Origin of the sequence: Numidum massiliense, assembly GCF_001375555.1 — a bacterium.
Lineage (GTDB): Bacteria > Bacillota > Bacilli > Thermoactinomycetales > Novibacillaceae > Numidum > Numidum massiliense.
In genome coordinates, this window is record NZ_CTDZ01000009.1 from 3255975 (window position 1) to 3278878 (window position 22904).

Genomic DNA, 22904 nt, shown 5'->3' on the forward strand with positions numbered 1-22904 from the left:
GTCCATCGGAGCTCCTTTTCTTCAAGTACAAAACATACAAAAACCGTAAGTATTACGTAAGAAAAACGGAAGGGAGCAGGAGTGCCCTTCCGTTTACGTGGCGTGGCATTAACGTTGTCGCGTGTCGCGTTATAACATTCAAATTAACGGTTGCAGCCGCTCTTGCAAGCTACGGCTCACAGCCCGCCAAAGTGACTCGTCGGACAGAATGCGCGCCTTGAATGTCCGGTACATTTCGCGTTGCTTCTCCTCGTACGTCGGGTCGTCTTCGGCGGGAATCGTGGTGCGAAGGTCGTCGATCAGTTGTTGTACTTCCGGTGCGCGCGGACCCCACACCGCTTGTTCGTCGCCAGACTCATCGATAAAAATGAAAATTGGGATCGAGCGAGACGTGCCGTTCGTCAAATACTGATCCATCAGTTCTAGATTTTTGTCGCGGACGAGCAACCGGATGTCCATCGCTGCTGTGTCGGCAATGTGCATCAAAATCGGCACCGACAGCATCGCGTCGCCACACCAATCGGCCGTTAAGGCGATGACGCGCAATTGCTGTGCCTGCAACTGGGTAAAGAAGGCGCGATCTTCTTCCGTCAGGGCAAAAGTCTCGTATACGTGCAGCATATCTTTTTTATTAATTTTCATGCTGTCGATATAATCTTCGGTCGTCATTCCGGATTCAAACCAATCGTTTAGCGTTACCTTTTCATTTAACAGGTTTTCTTCGTTTGCCATCATTTTTTCAGCCTCCGTCATATGTGCTTCGCGCACTGTCACACGACACATTCTTTCTAAACCAAAGTATATAAAAAACCGTTGGCGAAGACAAACGGTTCCTTTGTGAGGTGTAACGTTTATAACACCATTGCGGCGACGATCCCGAAAATGAACAGCGGAATGTTGAAGTGAATAAACGTCGGGACGCACGTATCCCATATGTGATGGTGTTGCCCGTCGGCATTTAATCCAGACGTCGGGCCGAGTGTGCTGTCGGACGCAGGGGATCCGGCGTCGCCGATCGCGCCAGCGGTGCCGATTAACGCCGCAGTCGCTAGCGGACTAAAGCCGAGTGCCGCACAGAGCGGGACGAACACTGTGGCGAGAATGGGGATCGTACCGAACGATGTCCCGATGCCCATCGTCACGAGCAGACCGACGGCGAGCATGATCGTCGCACCTAACAGTTGGCTGCCGCCGAGCCATTCACTAGCGGCTTTGACGAGTTCGTCGGTGGCGCCCGTCTCGCGCAAAATATGGCCGTATCCGGAAGCGATTAGCATGACAAAGGCGATGACGCCCATCAGTTTGATGCCGTCTTGCACGAGTCCGTCGCCGTCGGTCCATTTGACGACGCGGGTGAAGAATAACGTCAATATACCTCCGAGCGCACTGATGACGAGCGATTCGTACTTAAATTGTAAGGCGACGACGACAACGATGGCGACGATCGTCAACGTGTGTTGCCACGTCCAAGCCTTTTTGGCTTGCTCTGCGGCAGCAGCTGCTTCGTTTGACGCGGCAAAAGTAACGAACGAGTCGTACGTGCGCGGTTTGCGGTATGTGAACAATACGGCAATGATGAGCCCGAGCACCATACCGCCGACCGGGATGAGCATCGCGGACGGAATTTGTGACAGTTCGATTGCCACTCCATTTTTCGTCATCTCTTCTTGGACAATCCCTTGGAAAATTAAGCCGAAACCAGCCGGAATAAGAATGTACGGTGCTTTTAATCCGAAAGTGAGTGCCGTGGCGACGGCGCGACGGTCGATCTTTAAGTGGTTAAAAATGGCGAGTAACGGCGGAATGAGAATCGGAATAAAGGCGATGTGGACTGGAATGACGTTTTGCGATAAGCAGGCGAAAGCGGCAATCGTAAAGACGATGACGGTGTGTTTCCCTTTCATCTTCGGGAGCACAGACTGGATAAGCAGTTCTGTAATACCCGTACGGGCAATAATGACGGCGAAAATCCCTAGTAAAAGATAACTGAGCGACGTTTCTGCTTGTCCGCCCATCCCGGCGATGAGCGTTTTGAATGTCTCTTCTATCGGTAATCCTGCTGACAAGCCGGCGACGGCTGCCGCCGCGAGCAAAGCAAATATGACATTAATGCGGGCTAAACTGAGGGCGGCGAGCACGAGTACAGATAAAATGACAGGGTTGAGTAGCAGCACGTGACAATCCTCCTCTTTTCGCGGTAATGAATAATATTATTTTATCATATTACCACATTAAAGTGGCGATACGATAAAGGTAATATCTGCAAACTGGCAGTATGGAACCGAGAGGCGCAACGATGCCGCCTCTCAGGTTAACGAAAAGGATTGGGCTGCTCGCGGACGTTGGGTCGTACGATTGTGGGGCGGCCGTACCGTCATTGAATCCACGCCGCAACGCGCTCGATGTCGGCGCTCAGCGAGCGGTCACTCGTTAGCGGCGCCACTAACGAGCGCACGTCGCGGTGCAGTTGCTGCGTGCCCCGTCCTGCCTTTTCCGGTCCGCGCACGTCGAGTGCTTGGGCAGCGCAAATTGCCTCGATCGCTAACACGCGGCGGGCGTTTTGTACGATTTTTAGCGCGTGGCGCGCTGCGGTCGTTCCCATGCTCACGTGGTCTTCTTGGTTGGCGGAAGACGGAATCGAATCGACACTCGCTGGGTGGGCGAGCACTTTGTTTTCCGAGACGAGTGACGCGGCGACGTATTGCGGGATCATCAACCCCGACTGCAACCCCGGTTCAGGGCTTAAAAAAGCGGGCAAGTCGTTCAACTGCGGGTTGACGAGCCGTTCGATGCGCCGTTCCGAAATGTTGGCCAATTCGGCGACGGCGATTTTTAAGAAATCGAGTGCCAAGGCGATCGGTTGTCCGTGGAAGTTGCCGCCGGATATAATTTCACCACTTTCTGTAAAAATGAGCGGGTTGTCCGTTGCTGCGTTCATTTCGATTTCTAGTTTTTGCTTGACGTAAGTGAGCGCTTGGCGGCTTGCCCCGTGCACTTGCGGGATGCAGCGCAGCGAGTACGCGTCTTGTACGCGCTGTTCACCTTGCCGCGTGACGAGTGTGCTGCCTGAAACGCGGGTCAAGATGCGCTGAGCGACTTCGGCCTGTTCTGGATAAGGGCGTACGGCGTGTACGTCAGGGGCAAACGCGTCAGTAATGCCGCGCAGCGCTTCTAACGTCATCGCCGCAATGTCGTCGGCGCGGTGCGCGACAGCCTCCGCATGCAAATAGGCGATCAGTCCGGTTGCCGTCATCGCTTGCGTGCCGTTGATGAGTGCCAGTCCTTCTTTGGCGGCGAGGCGAAGCGGTGTGAGACCAGCCTTAGCTAATGCGTCGCTGCCGGATAGGCGCTGACCGCCTGTGATCGCTTCCCCTTCGCCGACGAGGACGAGGGCAAGGTGCGCCAGCGGTGCTAAATCGCCGCTCGCTCCGAGAGACCCTTCACTCGGGATGACTGGGTGGATCTGTTCATTTAATAGCGCGAGGAGCCGTTCGAGCAGTTCGCGGCGCACGCCGGAAAAGCCCTTCGCCAGCGCATTTGCACGCAGTAGTAACATGGCGCGGCTAATCGGTTCCGGAAACGGTTCGCCGACGCCGCAAGCGTGACTGCGAATAAGGTTTAGCTGTAAGTCACTGACCATGCCGTTTTGAATCGCTACATCGCTAAATTTGCCGAATCCGGTCGTAATTCCGTAGACGACGTCGTCATTTTCGACAGCCTGTTCGACGAGGGCGCGGCTTTCTTCCACGCGTTTCCACGCAGCAGCTGTTAAAGCGACTTTCTCGCGGTCAAATACAACCGCGCGGCACATGTCGAATGTGAGTGTCTTTCCATCGAGTAAAATCATGTACGCTTTCCCCCTCAATATAAAAAGGAGGCCACACTAAATAAGTGTGACCTCCTAATGGACTAATGGACTATAGGTCGCTTTCAGTACGAGCACTATATTGTCAAATACTGCGTCAATGTTCTACCGTACGACGCAACCGGCGAACATAACACGTCCTTTTCATTATACGAATAGGAAGCGCTTTTAACAAGAGGCGACTTCTGCTCTTTGTGATACGAAGACGACATCACTTTTTTCCTAGAAAAATTGAGCAACACCTTGACAACTAAGGAGTAAGCGCATACTATTTATTTACGGAATATATATGGAATATATCCGAATATGGTCAAAAAAAGACAGGAGGTATTGTATTGAGTCAAACACCGCAACAGGTACAGCTAGAGGGTGGCAATCAACCGAAGGGATTGCTCCGCTTTTTGAACGTCATCGAGCGAATGGGGAACAAACTGCCGGAGCCGTTTATTTTGTTCTGTTACTTAGCACTGTTTGTTGTCATTATATCGGCGATCGTCAGTGCGCTCGGCGTATCGGTCGTCCACCCGGGAACTGGCGAGGATACGCCGATCAAAAGTTTGCTTTCTAAGGAAGGCATCACGTATATGTTGACGGAAATGCTAACCAATTTTACCGGCTTTAAGCCACTCGGTTTAGTGTTGGCGATGATGCTCGGGATCGGCCTTGCCGAAAAAGTAGGGCTGTTAGAAACTGCGATGAAGAAGACGATTGTCGGTGCACCGAAAGCGTTAATTACGTATGCGGTCATATTTGTCGGAATTATGGGCAACTTAGCTTCCGACGCCGCGTTCGTCATTGTGCCACCGCTGGCGGCGATGGTGTTCTACACGGTCGGGCGGCACCCGTTGGCCGGTTTGGCAGCCGGTTTTTCCGGTGTCGGTGCCGGCTTTACGGCCAACTTGTTAGTCACTGGCACGGACGCGCTACTTGCCGGTATTTCAACTGAGGCAGCAAAGACGATCGATCCGAATGTCATCGTTACTCCGGTAAGTAACTGGTACTTTATGGGCTCATCCGTCATTTTCTTATCGGTGATTGCAGCGCTAGTGACTGAAAAAATTGTCGAACCGAAGTTAGGACAGTACAAGGGCGAAGTGAAAGTGAAGATGGATGAAGCGACACCGCAAGAAGTGCGCGGATTGCGTCACGCGGCATTTGCTGGGATTGCATACGTCGCCTTACTCGTGTTGGCAATCTTCGTTCCGGGGTCACCACTCGTGAATGAAAAAGGTGGGTTAATTCCTTCGCCGTTTTTAGACGGCATCGTACCGATTATTTTGCTCTTTTTCGTCACGGTCGGGGTCGCGTACGGGGTAACGGTGAAGAAAGTTACACGCACGGGCGACATTCCGAAGTATATGGCAGAAGCGATTAAAGACATGTCTGGATATATCGTGCTCATTTTCGCGGCAGCGCAATTTATTGCCTACTTTAACTGGAGCAATCTCGGGACGTGGGTCGCCGTCGAGGGGGCCAACTTATTAAAAGCGATTAACTTGACGGGGTTAGGGGCACTCATCGCCTTTTCAATTTTAGCGGCACTTTTGAACTTGCTCATTTTCAGCGGATCGGCGCAGTGGGCGCTAATGGCGCCAATTTTTATCCCGATGTTTATGTTACTCGGCTTCAAACCGGAACTCGTGCAAGCGGCGTTTCGCATCGCCGATTCGTCGACGAATGTCATTACGCCGCTCAATCCATACATCGTCGTCATCCTCTCGTTTATGAAGGAGTACGACAAAAAAGCCGGTTTCGGTACGTTGATTTCGATGATGTTGCCGTATAGCATCATTTTCTTAAGCTTCTGGATCGTGTTGCTCATCGTGTTTGTCGTGTTTGGAATTCCGCTCGGACCGGGGGTGAGTATGTAAGGGGCAAGTAATTGAGCGACGTCCTTGACGATTAGGAAGTTAATTCGCGTCATAAGTGTAACGGCAAAATATATATAGGGGAGAGACCGCTATGGATTTTAAAGGAAAGGGCGCACGCGTTCGCGAGTTCGTTACGTCAGTTAGGAGGGATCTACATCGCCATCCCGAACTAGGGGGTGCAGAACGGCGCACGTCAGGGCGCGTACAGACGTTTTTGCGGGAGTGGGGCATCGACGTGTATACCGGCTTTGCCGGGACGGGAGTACTAGGGGTTATTAATCCCGAGAGTGATGGGCCGTGCGTCGCCTTGCGCGCCGATATGGACGCTTTACCGATTCAAGAAAAAAACGCATACGACTTCGTTTCGACTGTTCCCGGTACGATGCATGCGTGCGGGCACGATGCACATACGGCGATGTTGCTAGGGGCAGCCAAGTTACTGCAAGCGGAGGCCGACGCCTTGCCGGGAAAAGTGTTGCTCGTCTTTCAGCCGGCGGAGGAAGTATCGCCACACGGAGGAGCAGGTCCAATGATGCAGGACGGGGTGTTTCAGGCGTACCGCCCGGACGCCGTTTTCGGGCAACACGTATGGCCTGATTTGCCAGTTGGAGAGGTCGGTGTCGTGTCGGGGCCGATTATGGGTGCGTCCGACCGTTTCCGCATCGTCGTCAGTGGGCAAGGTGGACACGCGAGTATGCCGCACCAAGGGGTTGACGCGATTGTGATTGCGAACCAATTGCTACAAGCGATACAAACGATCGTCAGTCGCAACGTTTCGCCGCAAGAGGCAGCGGTCGTAACGGTCGGTCGCATGAGCGGCGGAGTCCGCTACAACGTGATTGCTGCTGAGGTAGAGATTGAAGGGACGGTGCGCACGTTTCGTCCGGAAGTGAAGCAGATGGTAAAGCAACGGCTGAGCGACATCGCCGAGCGCGTCGTGCAGGCGATGGGCGGAACGGTGGCGTTCGACTATTGGGACGGCTACCCAGCGACCGTCAATCGAGCGGCGGAGACGGAAACGGTGCGCGGGGCGGCTTTGCACATCCTCGGGGAGGGCGGGCTGCCCGACGTACAGCCGGCACTCGCGGGCGAAGACTTTTCCCGCTTTTTAGAGCGGTACTCAGGCGCCTTTTATTGGCTCGGTTGCGGCAGTCCCGACCCGTTGCTAAACAAACCGCTCCACGATGCAGAGTTTCACCTCGACGAAGCGTGCCTGCCGCTCGGCGCGGAACTGCTGGCACAAGTGGCGGCGAACTTTATGCGCGAAAGGCGGGATAGACAGTGAGCGATGCGCGGCCTACGAATGGCGACGGCAATCGCGATTGGCTCGCGCGCGACGTGGCGCAACTGTACCCCCAGCTCGTTAAGTGGCGGCGAGACTTTCATCGCTTTCCGGAACCGGGGTGGACGGAATACCGTACGACGGCGCGGATCGTCTACTGTTTGCGCGAGTGGGGGTGGCGTGTCTATTTAGGAGACGATGTGACGCGTGCCGACAAGCGCATGGGAGTCCCGGCGGAGTCCGTGTTGCGCGCCAGTGAGGAGCGGGCGCTTGGCGCTGGCGTCTCCGCTGAACTGCTCGCGGCGATGCGCGGCGGAAAGACGGGCGTCGTCGCCGAGTGGGCGACGGGAGTCCCTGGTCCAGTGATCGCGTTCCGCTTTGACATCGACAGTAACGACGTGGCAGAAGCGACTGACGAAACGCACCGACCGACAGCGGAACGGTTTAGCTCCGAGTACGCAGATTGTATGCACGCGTGTGGCCACGACGGGCATGCTGCGATCGGCTTAGGCGTCGCTCGCCTCGTCGCACAGTACGCGAACCGATGGAAAGGGACGATTCGCCTGCTGTTTCAACCGGCGGAAGAAGGCGGGCGCGGTGCGCTGGCGATGGTGCGCAAAGGTTGGCTCGACGACGTGGACGTCTTTTTAAGCGGGCATATCGGTTTTCGTAGCGATACACTCGGGGAGGTTGTGTTAAATGCACACGGTTTTTATGTGACGACGAAGTGGGACGCTGCTTACGCGGGACGGGCAGCGCATGCCGGCGGAAACCCGGAGCTCGGTAAAAATGCGCTGTTAGCAGCGGCGACAGCCGCGTTGAACTTACACGCGATTCCGCGACACAGTGGCGGTGCTTCGCGTGTCAATGTCGGGACGCTCTACGCGGGTACAGGGCGAAACGTCGTGCCCGCCGAAGCACACATGGCGCTGGAAGTGCGCGGGGAGGACGACACGGTGCACCGTTTTCTCGATGAAGAGACGGTGCGCATTTTACGCGCCGCTGGCGACATGTACGATGTAGGGCTCACATTGGACAAAGTCGGTTCAGCGGGACAGGCGGAAGGTGATGCGGCGTTAATTGAGCAGCTGCGGCCGCTTTGGCAGGGCGTGTCCGACGTGCACACGGTGCGCGACAGTGTCGTTTTTGGCGCTTCCGAAGACGCGACGCACATGATGCAGCGGGTGCAACAGCGCGGCGGGATGGCATCGTATATGCTATTCGGCACCCCGCTCGCCGCGCAGCATCACCAGTCGACCTTCGACTTCGACGAACGCGTGTTGCGCGTAGCGGTCGAAGGGTATGTACGGACATTGACGATGTTTCTGCAGGAATAGGATAAAATTAGGTAACGGTTGCGTCGCACGTCACACCGATCTGCTATAATAAAGGAAATATTGGCGGATGGTTGTGGTGCGAGAGATGGCGATTAAGGTGGGATTAATCGGACCTGAAGATTCGGTGAAACTGATGGTGGAGATGGGGCGGGAACACCCCAACCTGACGTTTCTCCCTTTTTGTTATCGAAATGTGCAAGAAATGACGGCGCACATTGAAGCGGAGCGCGCGGTCGATTATTGGCTCTTCTCTGGTCCTGTCCCTTACGAGTACGTCGTGCAGCGGGGAATGTTGACCGAGGAATGTGCGCTGTATACGCCGCTCATCGGTTCTAGTTTGACGAGTACGTTGCTGAAAGCGGTCATCCACCGCGGACTTAAACTTGCGCGCATCAGTTTTGATACGTATAAAGAGAGTGAAATCGCCGAGGTGTTTACGGAACTCGGCATTGAACCGGAACACTTCGACGTGTTGCCCTTTCACGACTACTTGGAAACGGAGAAGCTCGTCGCTTTTCATCGCGACTGTTACGAGCAGCGGACGGCGGATTACGCTATAACGTGCATCCAGTCCGTCTACCAGCAGTTGCAACAGGAAGGCGTGCCCGTGTTGCGCGTCGTACCGACGCGGATGATTATTCGCCAGACGATGGCGTTATTACAACAAAAAATTGCTACCGCTCATTACATTCACTCGTCGATTGCGGTCGTAGCGGTCGAATTCGCTTGGCAGTCGTCTGAGCCGGAAGCGACGTATTCGTATAAGTTCCGTCAGCAGCAGCTCGCCTTTGAAGAGAAGTTGCTCGCCTATGCCGAAACAGTCGACGGATCGCTGATCCGTACGGGCGACGTGTCGTTTTTCATTTTTACGACGCGCGGTGTGTTGGACGATCGGGCGCAGGCGGGGCACAGCATGGGACGGTGGTTGGAAGAATTGTACGCCGAGACGCAGTTGAAGGCGTACGCCGGCATCGGCTATGGACAAACAGTGTTTACCGCCGAAAAAAATAGCCGCCTAGCCTTGCAGTTTGCCAAACAGTACGAGCCGCTGCACGCCTTTCTCGCGACAGAAGAAGGAGAGGTGCGCGGACCGCTAACCGCAACGGGCGATGCGAGAACCGATGTCACTTTTGCGTTGCGTAACGACGAACAGACGTCGCCGCAGTGGATGCGCGTACAGGCGTATTTGCGAAAGTACGGAAAAAGCGACGTGACGGCGAACGAGTTAGCGACGTTGCTGCGGGTGACGACCCGCAATGCGCGACGTATTTTAGTTGAACTGGAGCAAGCGGGGCTCGCCCGGGTCGTCGGGGAAGAACGGCCGGGTCCGAAAGGGCGCCCGCGCAAAGTGTACCGCGTCGAAGTCGAACGGTAATGAGACAAGTGTGTCCTTGCGCGCCCATGCCAGTGGGCGCGTTTTTTGGCTATTAAGCCTCGACTCCAGGGTTAGCAAACAAAGGTTAACCTCTGTCATTGATCGTTAGGAGCACTTAGCTTCGGTATGCGCTCCGTCGTATGGTCTTCCGTTGAGCTCTTTTTGTAACTTGTTGAGATTGCGGTGTAGCCCGATCGCTGCAAAGAAAGCAATGACTAATAGTAGATCAAAAATGTAAAATGTCGTCGTGTAGCTCTTAGTCGCATCGTACACCGTCGATACGATCATCGGACCGGCGATGCCAGCCATTGACCAAGATGTCAGTAAATATCCGTGAATTGCGCCTAATTGTTTCGTCCCAAAAATATCGCCGATGAAGGCTGGGAGGCAAGAAAATCCCCCGCCGTAACAGCTAACAATAATAAAAGCGAGAATAGAAAAAAACACGTCATTGGAAGTGTAAGGGAGTAAGAAGAAAGCAACAACTTGGATCGCAAAAAACAGCAAATATATGTTTTGTCGTCCGATATAGTCAGAAAATGCTGCCCAACCAATGCGCCCTGCCCCGTTAAACAAGCCGATTAAGCCGACCATCGTCGCTGCGGCCATGACGGACATGCCAGTTATTTCTTGGGCCATAGGCGAGGCGACAGATAAAATCATAATACCTGCAGAAATGTTTATAAACATCATGGTCCAGAGGAGCCAAAACCGCGGAGTCTTGATTGCCTCGCTAGCTGTCATTTGTGCAAGGTCTGTCTTTACTTTTACACGGCCGGAAGTTACTGTTTCTTTCATACCGGGTGGCATCCAGCCCTCTTGCGGCCGTTTCAAATACGATGCGCCGAGAGACATGAGGAGTAGGTACATGACTCCTAAAATATAAAATGTGTTTGGGATGCTAGTCACTTCTATTAACCGACCTGCAATCGGGCCAGTCACTGAGGCGCCTGCTCCGAATCCCATCACGGCTATACCGGTAGCTAATCCCCGGCGGTCGGGAAACCATTTGACCAATGTTGAGACGGGAGAGATGTAACCGACGCCGAGCCCGATTCCTCCGATCACGCCGTAAAACAATAAAAAAAGTGGGTATGATTCAAGCGTTATGGCTACACCGGCACCTAATGTCCCTATACTAAAAAACGCCGCAGCCACGAATGCCGCTTTCCGCGGTCCGTATTTTTCTACAAAACGGCCTAAAAAAGCTGCAGACATCCCGAGCATAAAAATCGCGATCGTAAAGGCTAAGGAAACGTCTGTCGTATTCCATCCGTACTGTGTAGAGAGAGGTTTTTGATACACGCTGTAAGCATAGACAGAGCCGATCGATAGATGTATAGCTACGGCGGACAGTGCGATTAACCATCTGTTTTTTGTTTTCCCCACGATGCATACTCCTCTGCTGCTCATATTGTTGGAACGGAGAATAGGATACCGGAGACATTTTCATGGCCAGCGAGATAAAAAATGGGTGGCTTCCGATTTGAAAGATTTTAATGTCCTACTTGCCACGGACGGTGCGTCCGATGGTGGGTGTGTGTCGTTTGGTGGGAATGCGGGGTGTGGCTGTGAGTGCTCTCGTCATGTGCACGCGTCACCCTTTTAGGCTCTGCACCATACTCGATTCGCCTTCGTACGGATTGAGGAGTGGTAATGAGAGCAGGGGAGCCGTATACGCGTTTCGCAACGGAATGACACTTAGGACATATTGTATCTTTGTCAAGCTCTTTGATCGTTTGCCACGTTTCAAACGGTCCGCATGCGGTACACTTAAATGTATATAACGGCATCTGTTCACCCCCCCTCTGGTTAAAGTCGCCCCTTAATTATTGTTTAACGCGGCAACTTTGCGCGAATTTCTTCACTAAAAATGGCTGTCGGGATCGACACAGTGCAACACGCATTCGGTACGTCGACAATACCGGCAATTCTACCTTCAATAGGTGCACAACTAAGCAACATATACGCTTGCTCACCGGTAAAGCCGAGCGTCTTTAGAAATTCAATCGCATTTAAGCAGGCGCGGCGATAGGCGGTCGTTGAATCGATATAATACTGCTCACCGGTAAACTCGTCTACGGAAATACCTTCAAATACGAGGTATTCGGAGAACTGCGGCTCGACAGGTCCCGGCTTAAAGACCGGATTATCGACAATGTGGTATTTTTCCATGCCGCCTTTAATAACTTCAACATGTAAATCGATCCAACCGGACATTTCGATGCCGCCGCAAAATGTAATTTCGCCATCTCCTTGCGAGAAGTGCAGGTCACCGACGGAAAGTTTAGCGCCGTCGACAAAGACTGGGAAGTAGACGCGTGATCCTTTGGACAAGTTTTTAATGTCACAGTTGCCCCCGTTCTCTCGCGGTGGCACTGTACGCGCGCCTTCTTTGGCAACGCGTTCAAACTGTGCGCCGCGCAATGAACCGAGGACAGCGTAGTCGGGTGTGGGGGGGTTCGCTAAAGTCGGCACCCGCTGTGGGTCTTGCGCCCTAAGTTTAGCCTCCCGCTCGTTCCACTTAGCCAGCATGTCGTGGGAGGGAGCTACGCCGATGATGCCGGGGTGGATAATTCCGGCAAACTTAACGCCGGGAACGTGACGGGAGGTCGTGTAAATACCGTGAAAGTCCCAGATTGATTTCGCAGCTTGCGGATAGTGGTCGACGAGAAAACTGCCGCCGTTCTCTTTAGCAAAGATGCCATTAAAACCCCATTCGGCTTCGGGGAGTGGTCCGACATCTAAAATATCGACGACGAGCAAATCCCCTGGTTCAGCTCCTTCTACGTGGACGGGGCCACTTAACACGTGCACCCTTTCTAAGTAGGCATCGCGTATGTCGGACGGATCGTCGTCGTTGGCGATTTGACCGTCGGTCCACTCTTTACACTCCATGCGAAAGACCTCGCCTGGCTTGACAGAAACGGCTGCGGGTATGTCCGGGTGCCATCGGTTGTGTCCGGGGATTTCCTGTTCTTCCATCTGTTTTGTGACATCAATCGGGAAGATGACTTCTGGCATGAGGATACCTCCTAGATTTGTTCAACGACTGTGAAATAGTGACAACAATTCATGACACGATACGCATTAATTGTTTACGACGCTACTTCTTGTGAGTGATTGAACAATAGATGCCAGACAAACGCTGTTGTCAAACTGTTAGACACCCATGCACGGTTGGCGCTTTCATCATCATCCATACGCATTCACAAGGAAAAGTATCACAACCTTATTTTCGTATTAACTCTCAATGTACCTTAAATAATTATTTTTGTCAAATTAATAATAATATAGTTGGTATTTTGTACTAACTATTGATTTAAGTATGTGATGGTAGTAAATGATTGCACGTTACGGCGACATGTGATCCTGGCGCAAGCTTTTATGGCTGCACGCGTTCGATCGCAATTAGTAACGTTGGCCAATCGCTCGCTTGTTCAATCGCCGTAAACGCTAGCCGGTAGGCGGATACGAGCCATTCGACGCCAACGCGTTCGGTTGCGTCGCGAGCGGCGATCAGTAACTTCACGGCAATCACCTAAGGCGAAGAAGCTAAAAGGTGCCACCGCGGTACACGGTGGCGAGGCAGTTCGGGTGTGCCTTTCGGTTCAGCACTTTTTATGTCATCGGGCATTTTTCCACGCTTGTTACGTCGCAGGGAAATTCGGTCCGTCTACATTGCGGTTGTCAATTGGCTCGTCGTCCTTATGGGCCTGCTGTTGTGCATGCTGTCTCTGCTCGAGAGACATGTTTTCTTCGGGTACGTCGATCTCGTTGTGCGGTGTTTGTCGTTTGTCTGCTTCTCGTTTCGGCAACTGCACGCACCTCCTTTCCTCATGCGGTGGGAACATCTAACTATCGTGAGACTGAAACATATGTATATATTGTCCCACCGACCGGCTAAACATAAAGGATTGATAAAAAAAATGCCCGCCTTTTCCACTAACGACCGTTTTGTGCGATAATAGGGGAGGTGGAAAAGGAATGTCCGTTATTACTGCTTAGTACTGTAGAAACGATGGGGGTATTCAATTGTCTCACTTTAAAATAGTTGCTTTAGACATGGACGGTACATTACTTGACGACGAATTAAACGTCTCGCGTGCAAACCGGGAGGCGATCGCCGCTGCCGAGCAGCTTGGCGTTAAAGTCGTGTTAAGCACAGGTCGAAATATTGGCAGTGTACGCGAATACGCCGCTTCACTCAGCCTTTCTTCATATTTTGTCACAGCTAACGGCGCAGAAATTTGGGAAGGGCCAAACAACGTCTTGGCGCGGCACCGCATACCTACCGACATCATCGCCTGGTTAGTCGAACTTGCACATCAGCACGACACGCGCTATTGGGGAATTACGACTGACGGGCCGCGGCGGGGCGCACATTTTCCGTCTGACTTGCACGCAGAGGAATGGTTGAAATTCGGTTATTCCTCCTCCGATTTGCGTAAGTTAGCGGCCATTCGCGAAGTACTAAGGACAAGTGGGCAATTAGAGGTGACTAATTCTGCGGTGACGAATATCGAAGTCAATGCGAAAGGCGTCAGCAAAGCGAGTGCCCTTCAGACGGTCTGCCGCGAGCTGAACACGACGATGGACCGCGTCGTCGCGGTCGGCGACAGTTTGAACGATATGGCGATGATTCGCGAGGCTGGTTGCGGCGTGGCGATGGGCAACGCCCAACAAGTGGTTAAAGAGGCTGCCGATTGGGTGACGGAAACAAATACGTCCGACGGCGTCGCTGCAGCGATTGAGCGTTTCGTGTTGTCGAAGTGATCGGTATGACCGATCGCCGGAAGAGGTTTCGTGTTATCCGAGGCGGCAAATCATTTAGTTGGGGTTTGTCGCCGTTAAGGTTACAATAGATGAAACACGTTTGAATGTGAGGAAAAGGCTGTGTCTTGGTTCATATACGTGTTGCTGCTAACAATTTTTGTTATATATTTGTTTACGCTTGTCGTCATTATTTTAGAAAAGCGCAACCCTTCGAAGACGGTGGCGTGGGTCATCGTCGTGACATTTTTACCGGTAATTGGCTTTATTTCCTACTTAATGGTCGGACAAAATTTCCGGAAAAGGCGGAAGTTCCGCAGGAAGGAACTAGAAGACTTTGGGGAGTTGGCGCTACTTATCGACCAACAAGCGGTCACGAATGAGCCGGAACAAATGCTCGCGACGGATACAAACCGTCGCCGTCTCGTCAATCTCATATATAAAAACTCACAGGCCCCGTTTACGGTTAAAAACCACATTACCGTGCTCACGAACGGTGTAGAGACGTTTCACGCCCTCTTGCAGGCGCTCCGCACAGCGACGCACCACATTCACATGCAGTATTACATTTGGCGCGACGATGCCCTTGGCCAAGACATCGCGCGCATTCTGAAAGAAAAAGCGCGGGCGGGCGTAGAAGTGCGCGTCATTTACGATGCGGTCGGTAGTTGGAGGCTAAAAAAGTCGTATATTGCCGATTTACAAGCAGCTGGGGTACAAGTGTACCCGTTTCTTCCCGTGGCGTTGCCGTTAGCGACGAGTAAAGTGAACTACCGCAATCATCGTAAAATCGTCGTCGTCGACGGCAAAGTCGCTTTTACCGGTGGGCTCAACATCGGCGACGAGTATTTGGGAAAAGATACGCGGATGGGCTTTTGGCGCGACACCCACCTCATGTTGCGCGGCGACGCCGTTTACCCGCTGCAGGCGATATTTTTCATGGATTGGGCCTTCGTAAAAGACGATACGCACCATTGGCTGCACAGTGGCGCGTATTTTCCGGCTCACGCAATCGAGGAGAAGCACTTCGTGCAAATTGCCTCTAGCGGCCCTGACTCCGATTGGGAGGCGATTTTACAGGCGTACTACACAGCGATCGCCTCTGCCACGCACTCCGTGTACATTACGACACCGTACTTTATTCCCGATGATAGCATTTTGATGGCGATCAAGACTGCTGCCCTAAGCGGGATCGACGTCAAACTGATCATTCCCGCGCGGCCGGACCACAAAATCGTCTTTTGGGCGACGATGTCGTACGTGGAGGAGCTTCTCGAGGCCGGGGTAAAAGTGTACCAGTATGAAAAAGGGTTTGTGCACGCCAAAGTGCTCATCGTCGACGGCGTCGTCGCTTCACTCGGTACGGCTAACATGGATTTGCGTAGCTTTTTTTACAACTTCGAAGTGAACGCGCTCATTTACGACAAAGAAACGGTGACGCGACTGGAAGCAGATTTTTCCGAAGACTTGCGGCACTGTCGCGAGGTGACGCTCGCCGAAATGTACGGGCGCCCGCTGCGGCGAAAGTTAATCGAGTCGAGCGCCCGCCTGTTTTCACCGCTATTGTAACGAAACACCGGTTTACGCAACTTCGTGTTGCGCGTTTTTTTGCGGCGGCGGAGGGCACCTCGCACTTTCCCTCACTCGGGCAAAAAGGCGAGTTGCAAAATGAACAGCACCATAAAGACGTACAAGAGCGGGTGAACGTCGCGAAACTTGCCGCGCACAACTTTTAACAGCGGGTACGTAATGAAGCCGAAGGCAATCCCGGTCGCGATACTCGACGTGAGCGGCATGCTTAACATGACGAGAAAGGCGGGGAACGCTTCGTCAAATTCAGCCCACTTGATGTTAGCCAATCCGCCCATCATTAAACAGCCGACGATGATCAGCGTCGGTGCCGTAATCGCCGGTACAGAAGCGATGGCACTAACGAGCGGCGCAAAAAAGAGGGTGGCGAGCAATAAGGCGCTGACGGTGACGGCGGTCAACCCGGTTCGCCCGCCGCTGGCGACGCCCGAAGACGACTCGACATACGCGCTCGTCGGGCTTGTCCCCATAACGGCACCGGCTGTGACGCTGACAGAGTCGGCGAGCAGTGCCGCTTTAATGCGCGGGAATGTGCCGTTTTTCATTAAGCCAGCTTGTTCGGCGACACCGATCATCGTTCCCGTCGTATCGAACAGCGTCACGAGGAGAAAGGCAAAGACGACGGCGTACAGTCCCTCGCTGAAGACGGACGGAACGGCGAGGACAGCTTTGCCGAACGTCGGCGCTAAGCTCGGGGGCAGCGAGACGAGCGCACCGCTAATGGACAGCATTCCGCTGAGCCAAGCGATGAATGCCGTACAAGCCATGCCGAGAAAGAGCGCTCCCGGGACGCGGAGTGCCATGAAGATGAGCGTCAGCAGCAAACCGAGCAAACTGAGCACAGTGATCGGCTCGTGAAAATGGCCGAGACCGACGAGGTTTGCCTCGTTAGCGACGATGATGCCGGCCGAACGCATTCCGATAAAGGCGATAAACAGCCCGATGCCGGCGGTAATGCCGAATTTCAAACTGTCGGGAATCGCTTTGATTAGCGCTTCGCGAAAGGAAGTAAACGTTAACAACAAAAAGGCAATCCCCGCTAGCAAGACGGCGCCCATTGCCGTTTCCCAGCTGACGTCGCCGCGGCCGACGACGCTGTAGGCAAAGTAGGCGTTCAGTCCCATGCCGGGGGCAATCGCTATCGGGTAATTGGCGCACAGCCCCATAATGAGTGTACCGAGTGCCGCAGTCAATACGGTCGCTACGAACACGGCGCCAAAATCCATCCCCGTTTCTTGTAAGATCGCCGGGTTGACGACGACGATGTACGCCATCGTCAGGAAGGTCGTCAAACCAGCGACCATTTCCGTGCGCACATTCGTATCTCGTTTCTTAAGTTGAAACCAATTGGACAACGTAACCGCTCCTTTTTTAAAACACGAATGATAATACCTGTACAGTATATAATATTCGTTTCTAGTCCGTTAGTGCAAGCTTTAATTAGCGAAAAAAGCAAGGAGTTATGTTTTTAGTACGATTGCTTGCCCTGCGAAGTGGTGTGAAAGATGTGACGATGCTAGTGTCGCGTTACATTTTGGACAGCAGTCGTAATAAAATAGCGTGTCAATGGCTAGGGGCTGTACGAGGCTTTGCTATCGTTTAACAGGATGAGGTAAAATAAACATACACGTGCTTAACCGGATAGGAGGATGAGGAAATGGCGAGAAAAAAAGACTTGGGCGGCGGGTTTCAAATCATTAGCAAGACCGACTCGACGACACACGGCGGCTACGTAACTGGGACGCTAAACTTAAACGACATATCGGCCGTTCTCATCGACGACGATGAAGCGACGATCGACCTAGGGGCGATCCACGGAAAAAGTAAAGCAGAGCGGGGTATCAAGTTCATTAAAGACCCAGACTTAATCGAGAGTGAACTACCGAATGCGAAGACGTATTACATCGTCTGGGTCGCCGTCTCGCGCGGTGAGAACGGCCCGTATTACGCCGGGATTGCCGATTGCACCGTGGCGATTGACCGTGCGACGCGGCGCGGCTTCAAAAATATGGCCGAACACGTCAACCAAATGGATGCGGCGATAAAACGGAAAACACGGCTTCGCCACCTCGACGATCGGGCGAAAAAAGCGTTGAAGACGCTTTTGATGACTCACGACGAACAAATGTGGCACAATACGCCTGAGGAGACAAAAGAAGTTTTTGCGGCAATATGAAAGGTTTGTGAACAAAAGGGAAACCGCTTGCCGCACATGAGTAGCTTTCGGTACACTTGAATCGGACATAACCACATATACTAGGACACGCGAACGGCGGATGCTTACAGCATGCGCCGTTTGTGTATTTATAAGCGGTGCACTAGCTGGACACAATAGGTGTGCGCGCGTGACGCGCGCACACTATATTCGCTGTGGAGTGAATGACATTGACGCAAACACCGCAAGAACATTTCGCCCGGCACGGCGGCGTCCATTTTCAAAACAACCGCCCGCCTGCAGAAATTAACGCGTTTGTACGGAGCTTGCCGCCGGAGAAACGGGATAGTTTTTACGAAGTTCTGGCGGAATTGAGCGCAGCAGGACTCATTACGCTGTACAACGATCATCTATGGGCTGACGGCGAAGGCGAGCTCGGCGGCAGCGACGACTGTTAGTGTGATGGAGCGCGTGACCGTTCAACTGCGACGTGCCAGCTTATCGTACCTTTTGTCACAGGAGGTGTGGCGCCCGATCGGGTCGGTTGCGTTTGTAAGTGAATGAGCCTGACGGGTCATTCGCTTTGTAACCAGTCTTTCAGACGGTCAAACCAGCGGCGCCGCTTCTTTTTGTTCGTGTCGTCGTTGGGCGCATCCGGGCGTAGCGGTTTGCTTTTCTTGCCTGCGGCGTGTACGGTACACATACCGCTCGGCTCGCTGCCACTCTTGAAGTACTCTAAATAATACGTCGGGCAGTGCTCTGTGGCAAGTTTACCTGATTCCGCATCGATGTAAGCTGCAGTTACACCGCGCGGCACCGGGAATGTGCGCCCGGGTCGATCGCCGGCGGCCCGCTGCATAAATGTGCCCCAGATCCACTTCGACAGCCGCTCTTCGTCGCTAGACAACTCGTTATTTTCGTCGTAACCGACCCACACGGTGGCGACGAGTTCCGGGGTGAAGCCGACGAGCCAGCTGTCCCAATCGGTGGAGCCGGTTTTTCCGGCGACGGGGAAATTGACCATTTGCCGCACGATGTGCGCGGTACCCGCCTCGTCAGTAAAGACGCCTTGCATCATATGGGTGAGCACGAACGACGAGGCAGCTGAGGCGACCCGTTCGCGTGCGGCGAGCGGGTCTTCCTCGACTAAGACGTTACCTGCACTGTCTTCAATCCGCTTAATCGCGACAAGCGGGATGTGTTCGCCGTATCTGGCGAGTGTCGTATACGCTTCGCTCATCGCCAGCGGCGTGACTGGGGTCGCGCCGAGTGCGAGCGAAGGGTAAGGCTCGAGTTTGTCACCGATGCCGAGTTTTGTCGCCGTTTCCGCAAGGGGCGTAAGGCCTAAGCGGAAGTGTGTTTTGACGGCGTAAATGTTATCAGAGGTAGCGAGTGCTTCGCGCATCGTTATTTTTTTGTTCGGATAGACGTCGTTGTAGTTGTGCGGCTTGTACGTCTGGCCGTCGTATTTGAATGTCGTCGGTTCACTTTTTATTTTAGTCGTTGGTGTCATACCTTGTTCCAACGCTGCTAAATACAGAAAAGGTTTAAACGACGACCCCGGTTGCCGCGCCGCCGTGACGCGGTTGTATTGCGACTGCTCGTAATCGGTCCCGCCGACCATGGCGCGAATGTACCCGGTACGCGGGTCGACGGCGACGACCGCCGCTTGAATGTCGGCTTTTTTTGCGATGTGCTTTTGCACCGCTTGCTCTGCCGCCGTTTGTTGCTTCATGTCGAGTGTCGTATAAATGCGTAGGCCTCCGGCGTCAACTTGCTCGGGCGGCAAGTTGTAGCGGTTAATGGCTAGCTGGCGCACGTAGTCGCGAAAGTACGGTGCCCTCACTTTGACGGCGCGCGGCGGTTTGTACGCGAGCGGCTCCCGTTTGGCGGCGGCGACTTCCTCGGCCGTCAAATAGCCGACGTCACGCATCGCCTCTAATACAACGAGTTGGCGCTTTTTTGCATTGTCCGGGTGTAAATACGGAGAATAGACGCCTGCCCCTTTTGGAATGCCGGCGAGTAGCGCGCACTCGGCGACGCTTAGCTTGCGCAGCGGCTTATCGAAATACATATTTGCCGCTTCGGCGACACCGTACGCTTGCTCACCGAAGTATATTTCATTCAGATACATTTCCAATATTTTATCTTTGTCAAAATGAATTTCGAGTTGTAGCGCATATTTCATTTCCTTCAGTTTGCGTGTCCACGTGCGATCTTGCCCTAAGTAAAGGTTGCGCGCCAGTTGCTGCGTGATCGTACTCGCCCCTTCGACGATCGCTCGCTGTTTAAGATCCGTCCACAAGGCGCGGGCGATGCCGCGCGGCGAAATGCCGAAGTGGCTATAAAAGTGGCGGTCCTCGATAGCTAACACGGCGTTGATGAGGGCGGAAGGCATTTGCTCCAGCGGTACGTAGTCCCGTTTTTCCCCGCGGTGGAGCTCGCCGATGATGGCGCCGTCGTCGCTGTATATTTTTGTTGTCAACGGTTGTTTCGGTTCAGGTAACGGCTGGGATTTCAAGATGACATACCCTAAAAAAAGCGCAGCACAGCTGCCGAGGACGAAGAGGCCACACCAGCGTAAAAAACGTTTGCCAGCACGAAAAAACTTCGTGTCGCTGAGCGGCGTCCAGTCTGCACGCGGGCGAGGATTCGTTTTTTGCATCTCGTCTCCCATACGGATCGTTCCTTTCTCAAAAATGTAAGCGATTTGATGCGTGCGAAAATGTACGGTGCGGTTATGCGACTTTTTTTACCAGTATTGCTGCTAACGTCTGTTTGTATACGCGTGCGGCGCCTGAAAACGCCCGCCACTTTTTTCGGGTTTCCGGGCGTGTTTTTGATATAATGAGCAAAGATTCGATTTAGGACATAAGCGAGGGAACGTCAATGGAACTTTGGTATACGGAAAAACAGACGCCGCAGCTCGGCATTACGATGAAAGTGGCGCAGACACTGCACACGGAAAAAAGTGCGTACCAACAGATCGACATCTTAGAAACGGAGCAGTTCGGGCGCATGCTCGTGTTAGACGGCATGGTCATGACGACGGAAGTAGACGAATTTGTGTACCACGAAATGATCGCTCACGTCGCTCTACATACGCACCCGCATCCGGAAAACGTGCTCGTCGTCGGCGGTGGGGACGGCGGTGTCATCCGCGAAGTGATTAAGCACCCGGGCGTGAAGCGGGCGACGCTCGCGGAGATCGACCGCCGCGTCGTCGAGTTGTCTCGGCAATATTTACCTCAAATCTCCAGCGGGCTAAGCGACGAGCGGGTGACGGTTCAGTTTGTGGACGGGGTACGCCATATTGAGGAATATGCAAATGCATACGATGTCATTATTATCGATTCGACGGAACCGGTCGGGGCGGCCGTCGGGCTGTTTCAAAAACCGTTTTACGAAGGGGTGTTTCGCGCGTTAAAAGCGGATGGCATCATGGCCGCGCAAACGGAGTCGCCGTGGTTTAACCGCGACTTAATTAGGGGTGTGTACCGTCGTGTCAGCGAAGTATTTCCATTGGCGCGCCTGTACGCGGCCAATGTGCCGACGTACCCGAGCGGTCTGTGGACGTTTACGATCGGTTCAAAAACGTACGATCCGCTCGCGGTCGACCCGGAGAGCTTGCCGCTGCTCGACACGAAATACTACACGCCAGCTTTGCACCGCGCTTGCTTCCAGTTGCCGGAATTCGTCGCTGCGCTGACGCGCGAAGGTGACGCCTAATGCGGTTTTGCGAAGCGTATTCGGGGAAGGTGTTTATCGGCAGCTGTGCCGAGTTCACCTCTGCCCGCGCCGTGCTCTACGGGATGCCGATGGATTGGACGGTTAGTTTTCGTCCTGGCAGTCGTTTCGGACCGGCAAAAATTCGCGAGGTGTCCATCGGGTTAGAGGAATACAGTCCGTACTTGAAAAAAGATTTGACCGATCTTTGTTACTTTGATGCCGGGGACATTCCATTGCCGTTCGGCAACGCTGCCGGTAGTGTCGCGGCGATTCGCCGCTTTGTCGCTAAGCTCTTGGGCGAAGGGAAGTGGCCCCTCGGATTAGGCGGAGAACACCTCGTCACGTGGCCGGTCGTACAAGCGATGGTCGTTCACTACCCACAGTTGAAACTGATCCATATCGACGCCCACGCCGACTTGCGTACCGCGTACGAAGGAGAAGCGTTGTCCCATGCGACGCCAGTGCGTAAAATAGCGGAACTGATCGGGCCACAAAACGTGTACCAGTTCGGGATTCGTTCCGGCGACAAAAGTGAATTCGCTTATGCGGCACAGGCTAATGTAAATATGTATCCGTTTGACGTGTTAGCGCCGCTAAAACGCGTCTTACCGCAACTGGCCGGGTGCGACGTTTACGTGACGGTCGACATAGACGTGTTAGACCCGTCGTGTGCCCCGGGGACGGGGACAGCGGAAGCGGGGGGCATTACGTCGCGCGAACTGCTGGCCGCTATTCACGCCATCGCTGCCTCCGACGTACGCGTCGTCGGTGCCGACCTCGTCGAAGTCGCCCCCGTGTACGACCCGTCTGAGCAAACGCAAATTACCGCGGCGAAGCTCGTGCGCGAAATGTTGTTAGGGTTAGCGCCGTGCCAGGAATTGAAATAACTGTACCGATACAGATTCACCGCCCCGTAAGGGGGCGGTT

At 53.6% G+C, this 22904-nt stretch carries 20 protein-coding genes; 10 read left to right on the forward strand and 10 right to left on the reverse strand.

Going from position 1 to position 22904, the window contains the following annotated elements; genetic code table 11:
* Nucleotides 1–138: 138 nt before the first annotated feature.
* From BN1247_RS15305 to hutH, 3 genes are all read right to left on the reverse strand, one after another.
* Nucleotides 139–774, reverse strand: a complete 636-nt coding sequence (locus BN1247_RS15305) for a thioredoxin family protein (RefSeq protein WP_315969659.1) — start codon at nt 772–774, stop codon at nt 139–141.
* Nucleotides 775–851: 77 nt separating this feature from the next.
* Entirely contained in the window at nt 852–2174 is a 1323-nt protein-coding gene (locus BN1247_RS15310; RefSeq protein ID WP_054951140.1) for a Na+/H+ antiporter family protein, read from the reverse strand.
* Nucleotides 2175–2374: 200 nt separating this feature from the next.
* On the reverse strand, nt 2375–3847 hold the full coding sequence (hutH, locus tag BN1247_RS15315) for a histidine ammonia-lyase (RefSeq protein ID WP_054951141.1): 1473 nt from the start codon (nt 3845–3847) through the stop codon (nt 2375–2377).
* A 353-nt stretch (nt 3848–4200) separates the two neighbouring features.
* Here hutH and BN1247_RS15320 point away from each other — a divergent pair, with 353 nt between their 5' ends.
* The 4 genes from BN1247_RS15320 to BN1247_RS15335 all read left to right on the forward strand — a co-directional run bounded on the left by BN1247_RS15320 (nt 4201) and on the right by BN1247_RS15335 (nt 9730).
* A complete protein-coding gene (locus BN1247_RS15320; RefSeq protein WP_074011197.1) occupies nt 4201–5736 on the forward strand; it encodes an AbgT family transporter in 1536 nt (511 codons plus the stop codon).
* Nucleotides 5737–5827: 91 nt separating this feature from the next.
* Nucleotides 5828–7021 (forward strand): M20 metallopeptidase family protein, encoded by a 1194-nt coding sequence (locus tag BN1247_RS15325; protein WP_054951142.1) that lies wholly within the window; start codon nt 5828–5830, stop codon nt 7019–7021.
* Entirely contained in the window at nt 7018–8355 is a 1338-nt protein-coding gene (locus BN1247_RS15330; protein ID WP_054951143.1) for an amidohydrolase, read from the forward strand. The genes BN1247_RS15325 and BN1247_RS15330 overlap by 4 nt, the downstream gene beginning before the upstream one ends.
* A 67-nt stretch (nt 8356–8422) precedes the next feature.
* On the forward strand, nt 8423–9730 hold the full coding sequence (locus BN1247_RS15335) for a helix-turn-helix domain-containing protein (protein ID WP_054951144.1): 1308 nt from the start codon (nt 8423–8425) through the stop codon (nt 9728–9730).
* A gap of 105 nt (nt 9731–9835) precedes the next feature.
* Here the strand turns inward: BN1247_RS15335 and BN1247_RS15340 are convergent, their stop codons facing one another.
* From BN1247_RS15340 to BN1247_RS17840, 5 genes are all read right to left on the reverse strand, one after another.
* Nucleotides 9836–11119 carry an L-lactate MFS transporter gene (locus BN1247_RS15340; protein WP_231633325.1) on the reverse strand — a complete coding sequence of 428 codons (1284 nt, stop codon included), beginning with the start codon at nt 11117–11119 and terminating at the stop codon, nt 9836–9838.
* Between the two features lie 107 nt (nt 11120–11226).
* The gene (locus BN1247_RS18610; RefSeq protein WP_074011199.1) at nt 11227–11523 is read right to left on the reverse strand and encodes an FmdB family zinc ribbon protein; all 297 of its coding nucleotides are present in this window, start codon (nt 11521–11523) and stop codon (nt 11227–11229) included.
* Nucleotides 11524–11566: 43 nt separating this feature from the next.
* Entirely contained in the window at nt 11567–12754 is a 1188-nt protein-coding gene (gene fmdA, locus BN1247_RS15345) for a formamidase (protein ID WP_054951146.1), read from the reverse strand.
* Nucleotides 12755–13115: 361 nt separating this feature from the next.
* Nucleotides 13116–13271: a hypothetical protein gene (locus BN1247_RS17835; RefSeq protein ID WP_187119806.1), complete on the reverse strand. Its 156-nt coding sequence runs from the start codon at nt 13269–13271 to the stop codon at nt 13116–13118.
* A 109-nt stretch (nt 13272–13380) separates the two neighbouring features.
* Entirely contained in the window at nt 13381–13548 is a 168-nt protein-coding gene (locus tag BN1247_RS17840) for a hypothetical protein (RefSeq protein WP_157360872.1), read from the reverse strand.
* Nucleotides 13549–13765: 217 nt separating this feature from the next.
* On the opposite strand from BN1247_RS17840, the gene BN1247_RS15350 reads away from it, so the two are divergent.
* Together BN1247_RS15350 and cls are read left to right on the forward strand one after the other, a co-directional pair.
* Complete coding sequence (locus BN1247_RS15350) at nt 13766–14506, forward strand: Cof-type HAD-IIB family hydrolase (protein ID WP_261796049.1); 741 nt, start codon at nt 13766–13768, stop codon at nt 14504–14506.
* A 120-nt stretch (nt 14507–14626) separates the two neighbouring features.
* Nucleotides 14627–16072 carry a cardiolipin synthase gene (cls, locus tag BN1247_RS15355; RefSeq protein WP_054951147.1) on the forward strand — a complete coding sequence of 482 codons (1446 nt, stop codon included), beginning with the start codon at nt 14627–14629 and terminating at the stop codon, nt 16070–16072.
* Between the two features lie 71 nt (nt 16073–16143).
* On the opposite strand, the gene BN1247_RS15360 is transcribed toward cls, so the two are convergent.
* Nucleotides 16144–17448, reverse strand: a complete 1305-nt coding sequence (locus tag BN1247_RS15360; protein WP_054951148.1) for an NCS2 family permease — start codon at nt 17446–17448, stop codon at nt 16144–16146.
* Between the two features lie 302 nt (nt 17449–17750).
* On the opposite strand from BN1247_RS15360, the gene BN1247_RS15365 reads away from it, so the two are divergent.
* The gene (locus BN1247_RS15365) at nt 17751–18269 is read left to right on the forward strand and encodes a YwhD family protein (RefSeq protein WP_054951149.1); all 519 of its coding nucleotides are present in this window, start codon (nt 17751–17753) and stop codon (nt 18267–18269) included.
* Nucleotides 18270–18472: 203 nt separating this feature from the next.
* Nucleotides 18473–18706, forward strand: a complete 234-nt coding sequence (locus tag BN1247_RS15370) for a hypothetical protein (RefSeq protein WP_054951150.1) — start codon at nt 18473–18475, stop codon at nt 18704–18706.
* A gap of 116 nt (nt 18707–18822) precedes the next feature.
* Here the strand turns inward: BN1247_RS15370 and BN1247_RS15375 are convergent, their stop codons facing one another.
* Nucleotides 18823–20925, reverse strand: coding sequence for a transglycosylase domain-containing protein (locus BN1247_RS15375; protein ID WP_147675262.1), 2103 nt, complete (start codon nt 20923–20925; stop codon nt 18823–18825).
* 212 nt (nt 20926–21137) lie between these two features.
* Between BN1247_RS15375 and speE the strand changes: the two genes are divergently transcribed.
* Nucleotides 21138–21977 carry a polyamine aminopropyltransferase gene (gene speE / locus BN1247_RS15385; protein ID WP_054951153.1) on the forward strand — a complete coding sequence of 280 codons (840 nt, stop codon included), beginning with the start codon at nt 21138–21140 and terminating at the stop codon, nt 21975–21977.
* Nucleotides 21977–22864 carry an agmatinase gene (gene speB, locus BN1247_RS15390; protein ID WP_054951154.1) on the forward strand — a complete coding sequence of 296 codons (888 nt, stop codon included), beginning with the start codon at nt 21977–21979 and terminating at the stop codon, nt 22862–22864. Before speE ends, speB begins: the two co-directional genes overlap by 1 nt.
* The last annotated feature ends 40 nt before the right edge of the window (nt 22865–22904 follow it).

What these genes read in the sequence shown, in the direction of transcription:
- speE (WP_054951153.1), top strand. Translation starts at nt 21,138, where the DNA reads ATGGAACTTTGGTATACGGAAAAACAGACGCCGCAGCTCGGCATTACG.
- speB (WP_054951154.1), top strand. Translation starts at nt 21,977, where the DNA reads ATGCGGTTTTGCGAAGCGTATTCGGGGAAGGTGTTTATCGGCAGCTGT.
- fmdA (WP_054951146.1), bottom strand. Translation starts at nt 12,754, where the DNA reads ATGCCAGAAGTCATCTTCCCGATTGATGTCACAAAACAGATGGAAGAA.
- BN1247_RS15365 (WP_054951149.1), top strand. Translation starts at nt 17,751, where the DNA reads ATGGCGAGAAAAAAAGACTTGGGCGGCGGGTTTCAAATCATTAGCAAG.
- BN1247_RS15370 (WP_054951150.1), top strand. Translation starts at nt 18,473, where the DNA reads ATGACATTGACGCAAACACCGCAAGAACATTTCGCCCGGCACGGCGGC.
- BN1247_RS15335 (WP_054951144.1), top strand. Translation starts at nt 8,423, where the DNA reads ATGGTTGTGGTGCGAGAGATGGCGATTAAGGTGGGATTAATCGGACCT.
- BN1247_RS15375 (WP_147675262.1), bottom strand. Translation starts at nt 20,925, where the DNA reads ATGGGAGACGAGATGCAAAAAACGAATCCTCGCCCGCGTGCAGACTGG.
- BN1247_RS15325 (WP_054951142.1), top strand. Translation starts at nt 5,828, where the DNA reads ATGGATTTTAAAGGAAAGGGCGCACGCGTTCGCGAGTTCGTTACGTCA.
- hutH (WP_054951141.1), bottom strand. Translation starts at nt 3,847, where the DNA reads ATGATTTTACTCGATGGAAAGACACTCACATTCGACATGTGCCGCGCG.
- BN1247_RS18610 (WP_074011199.1), bottom strand. Translation starts at nt 11,523, where the DNA reads ATGCCGTTATATACATTTAAGTGTACCGCATGCGGACCGTTTGAAACG.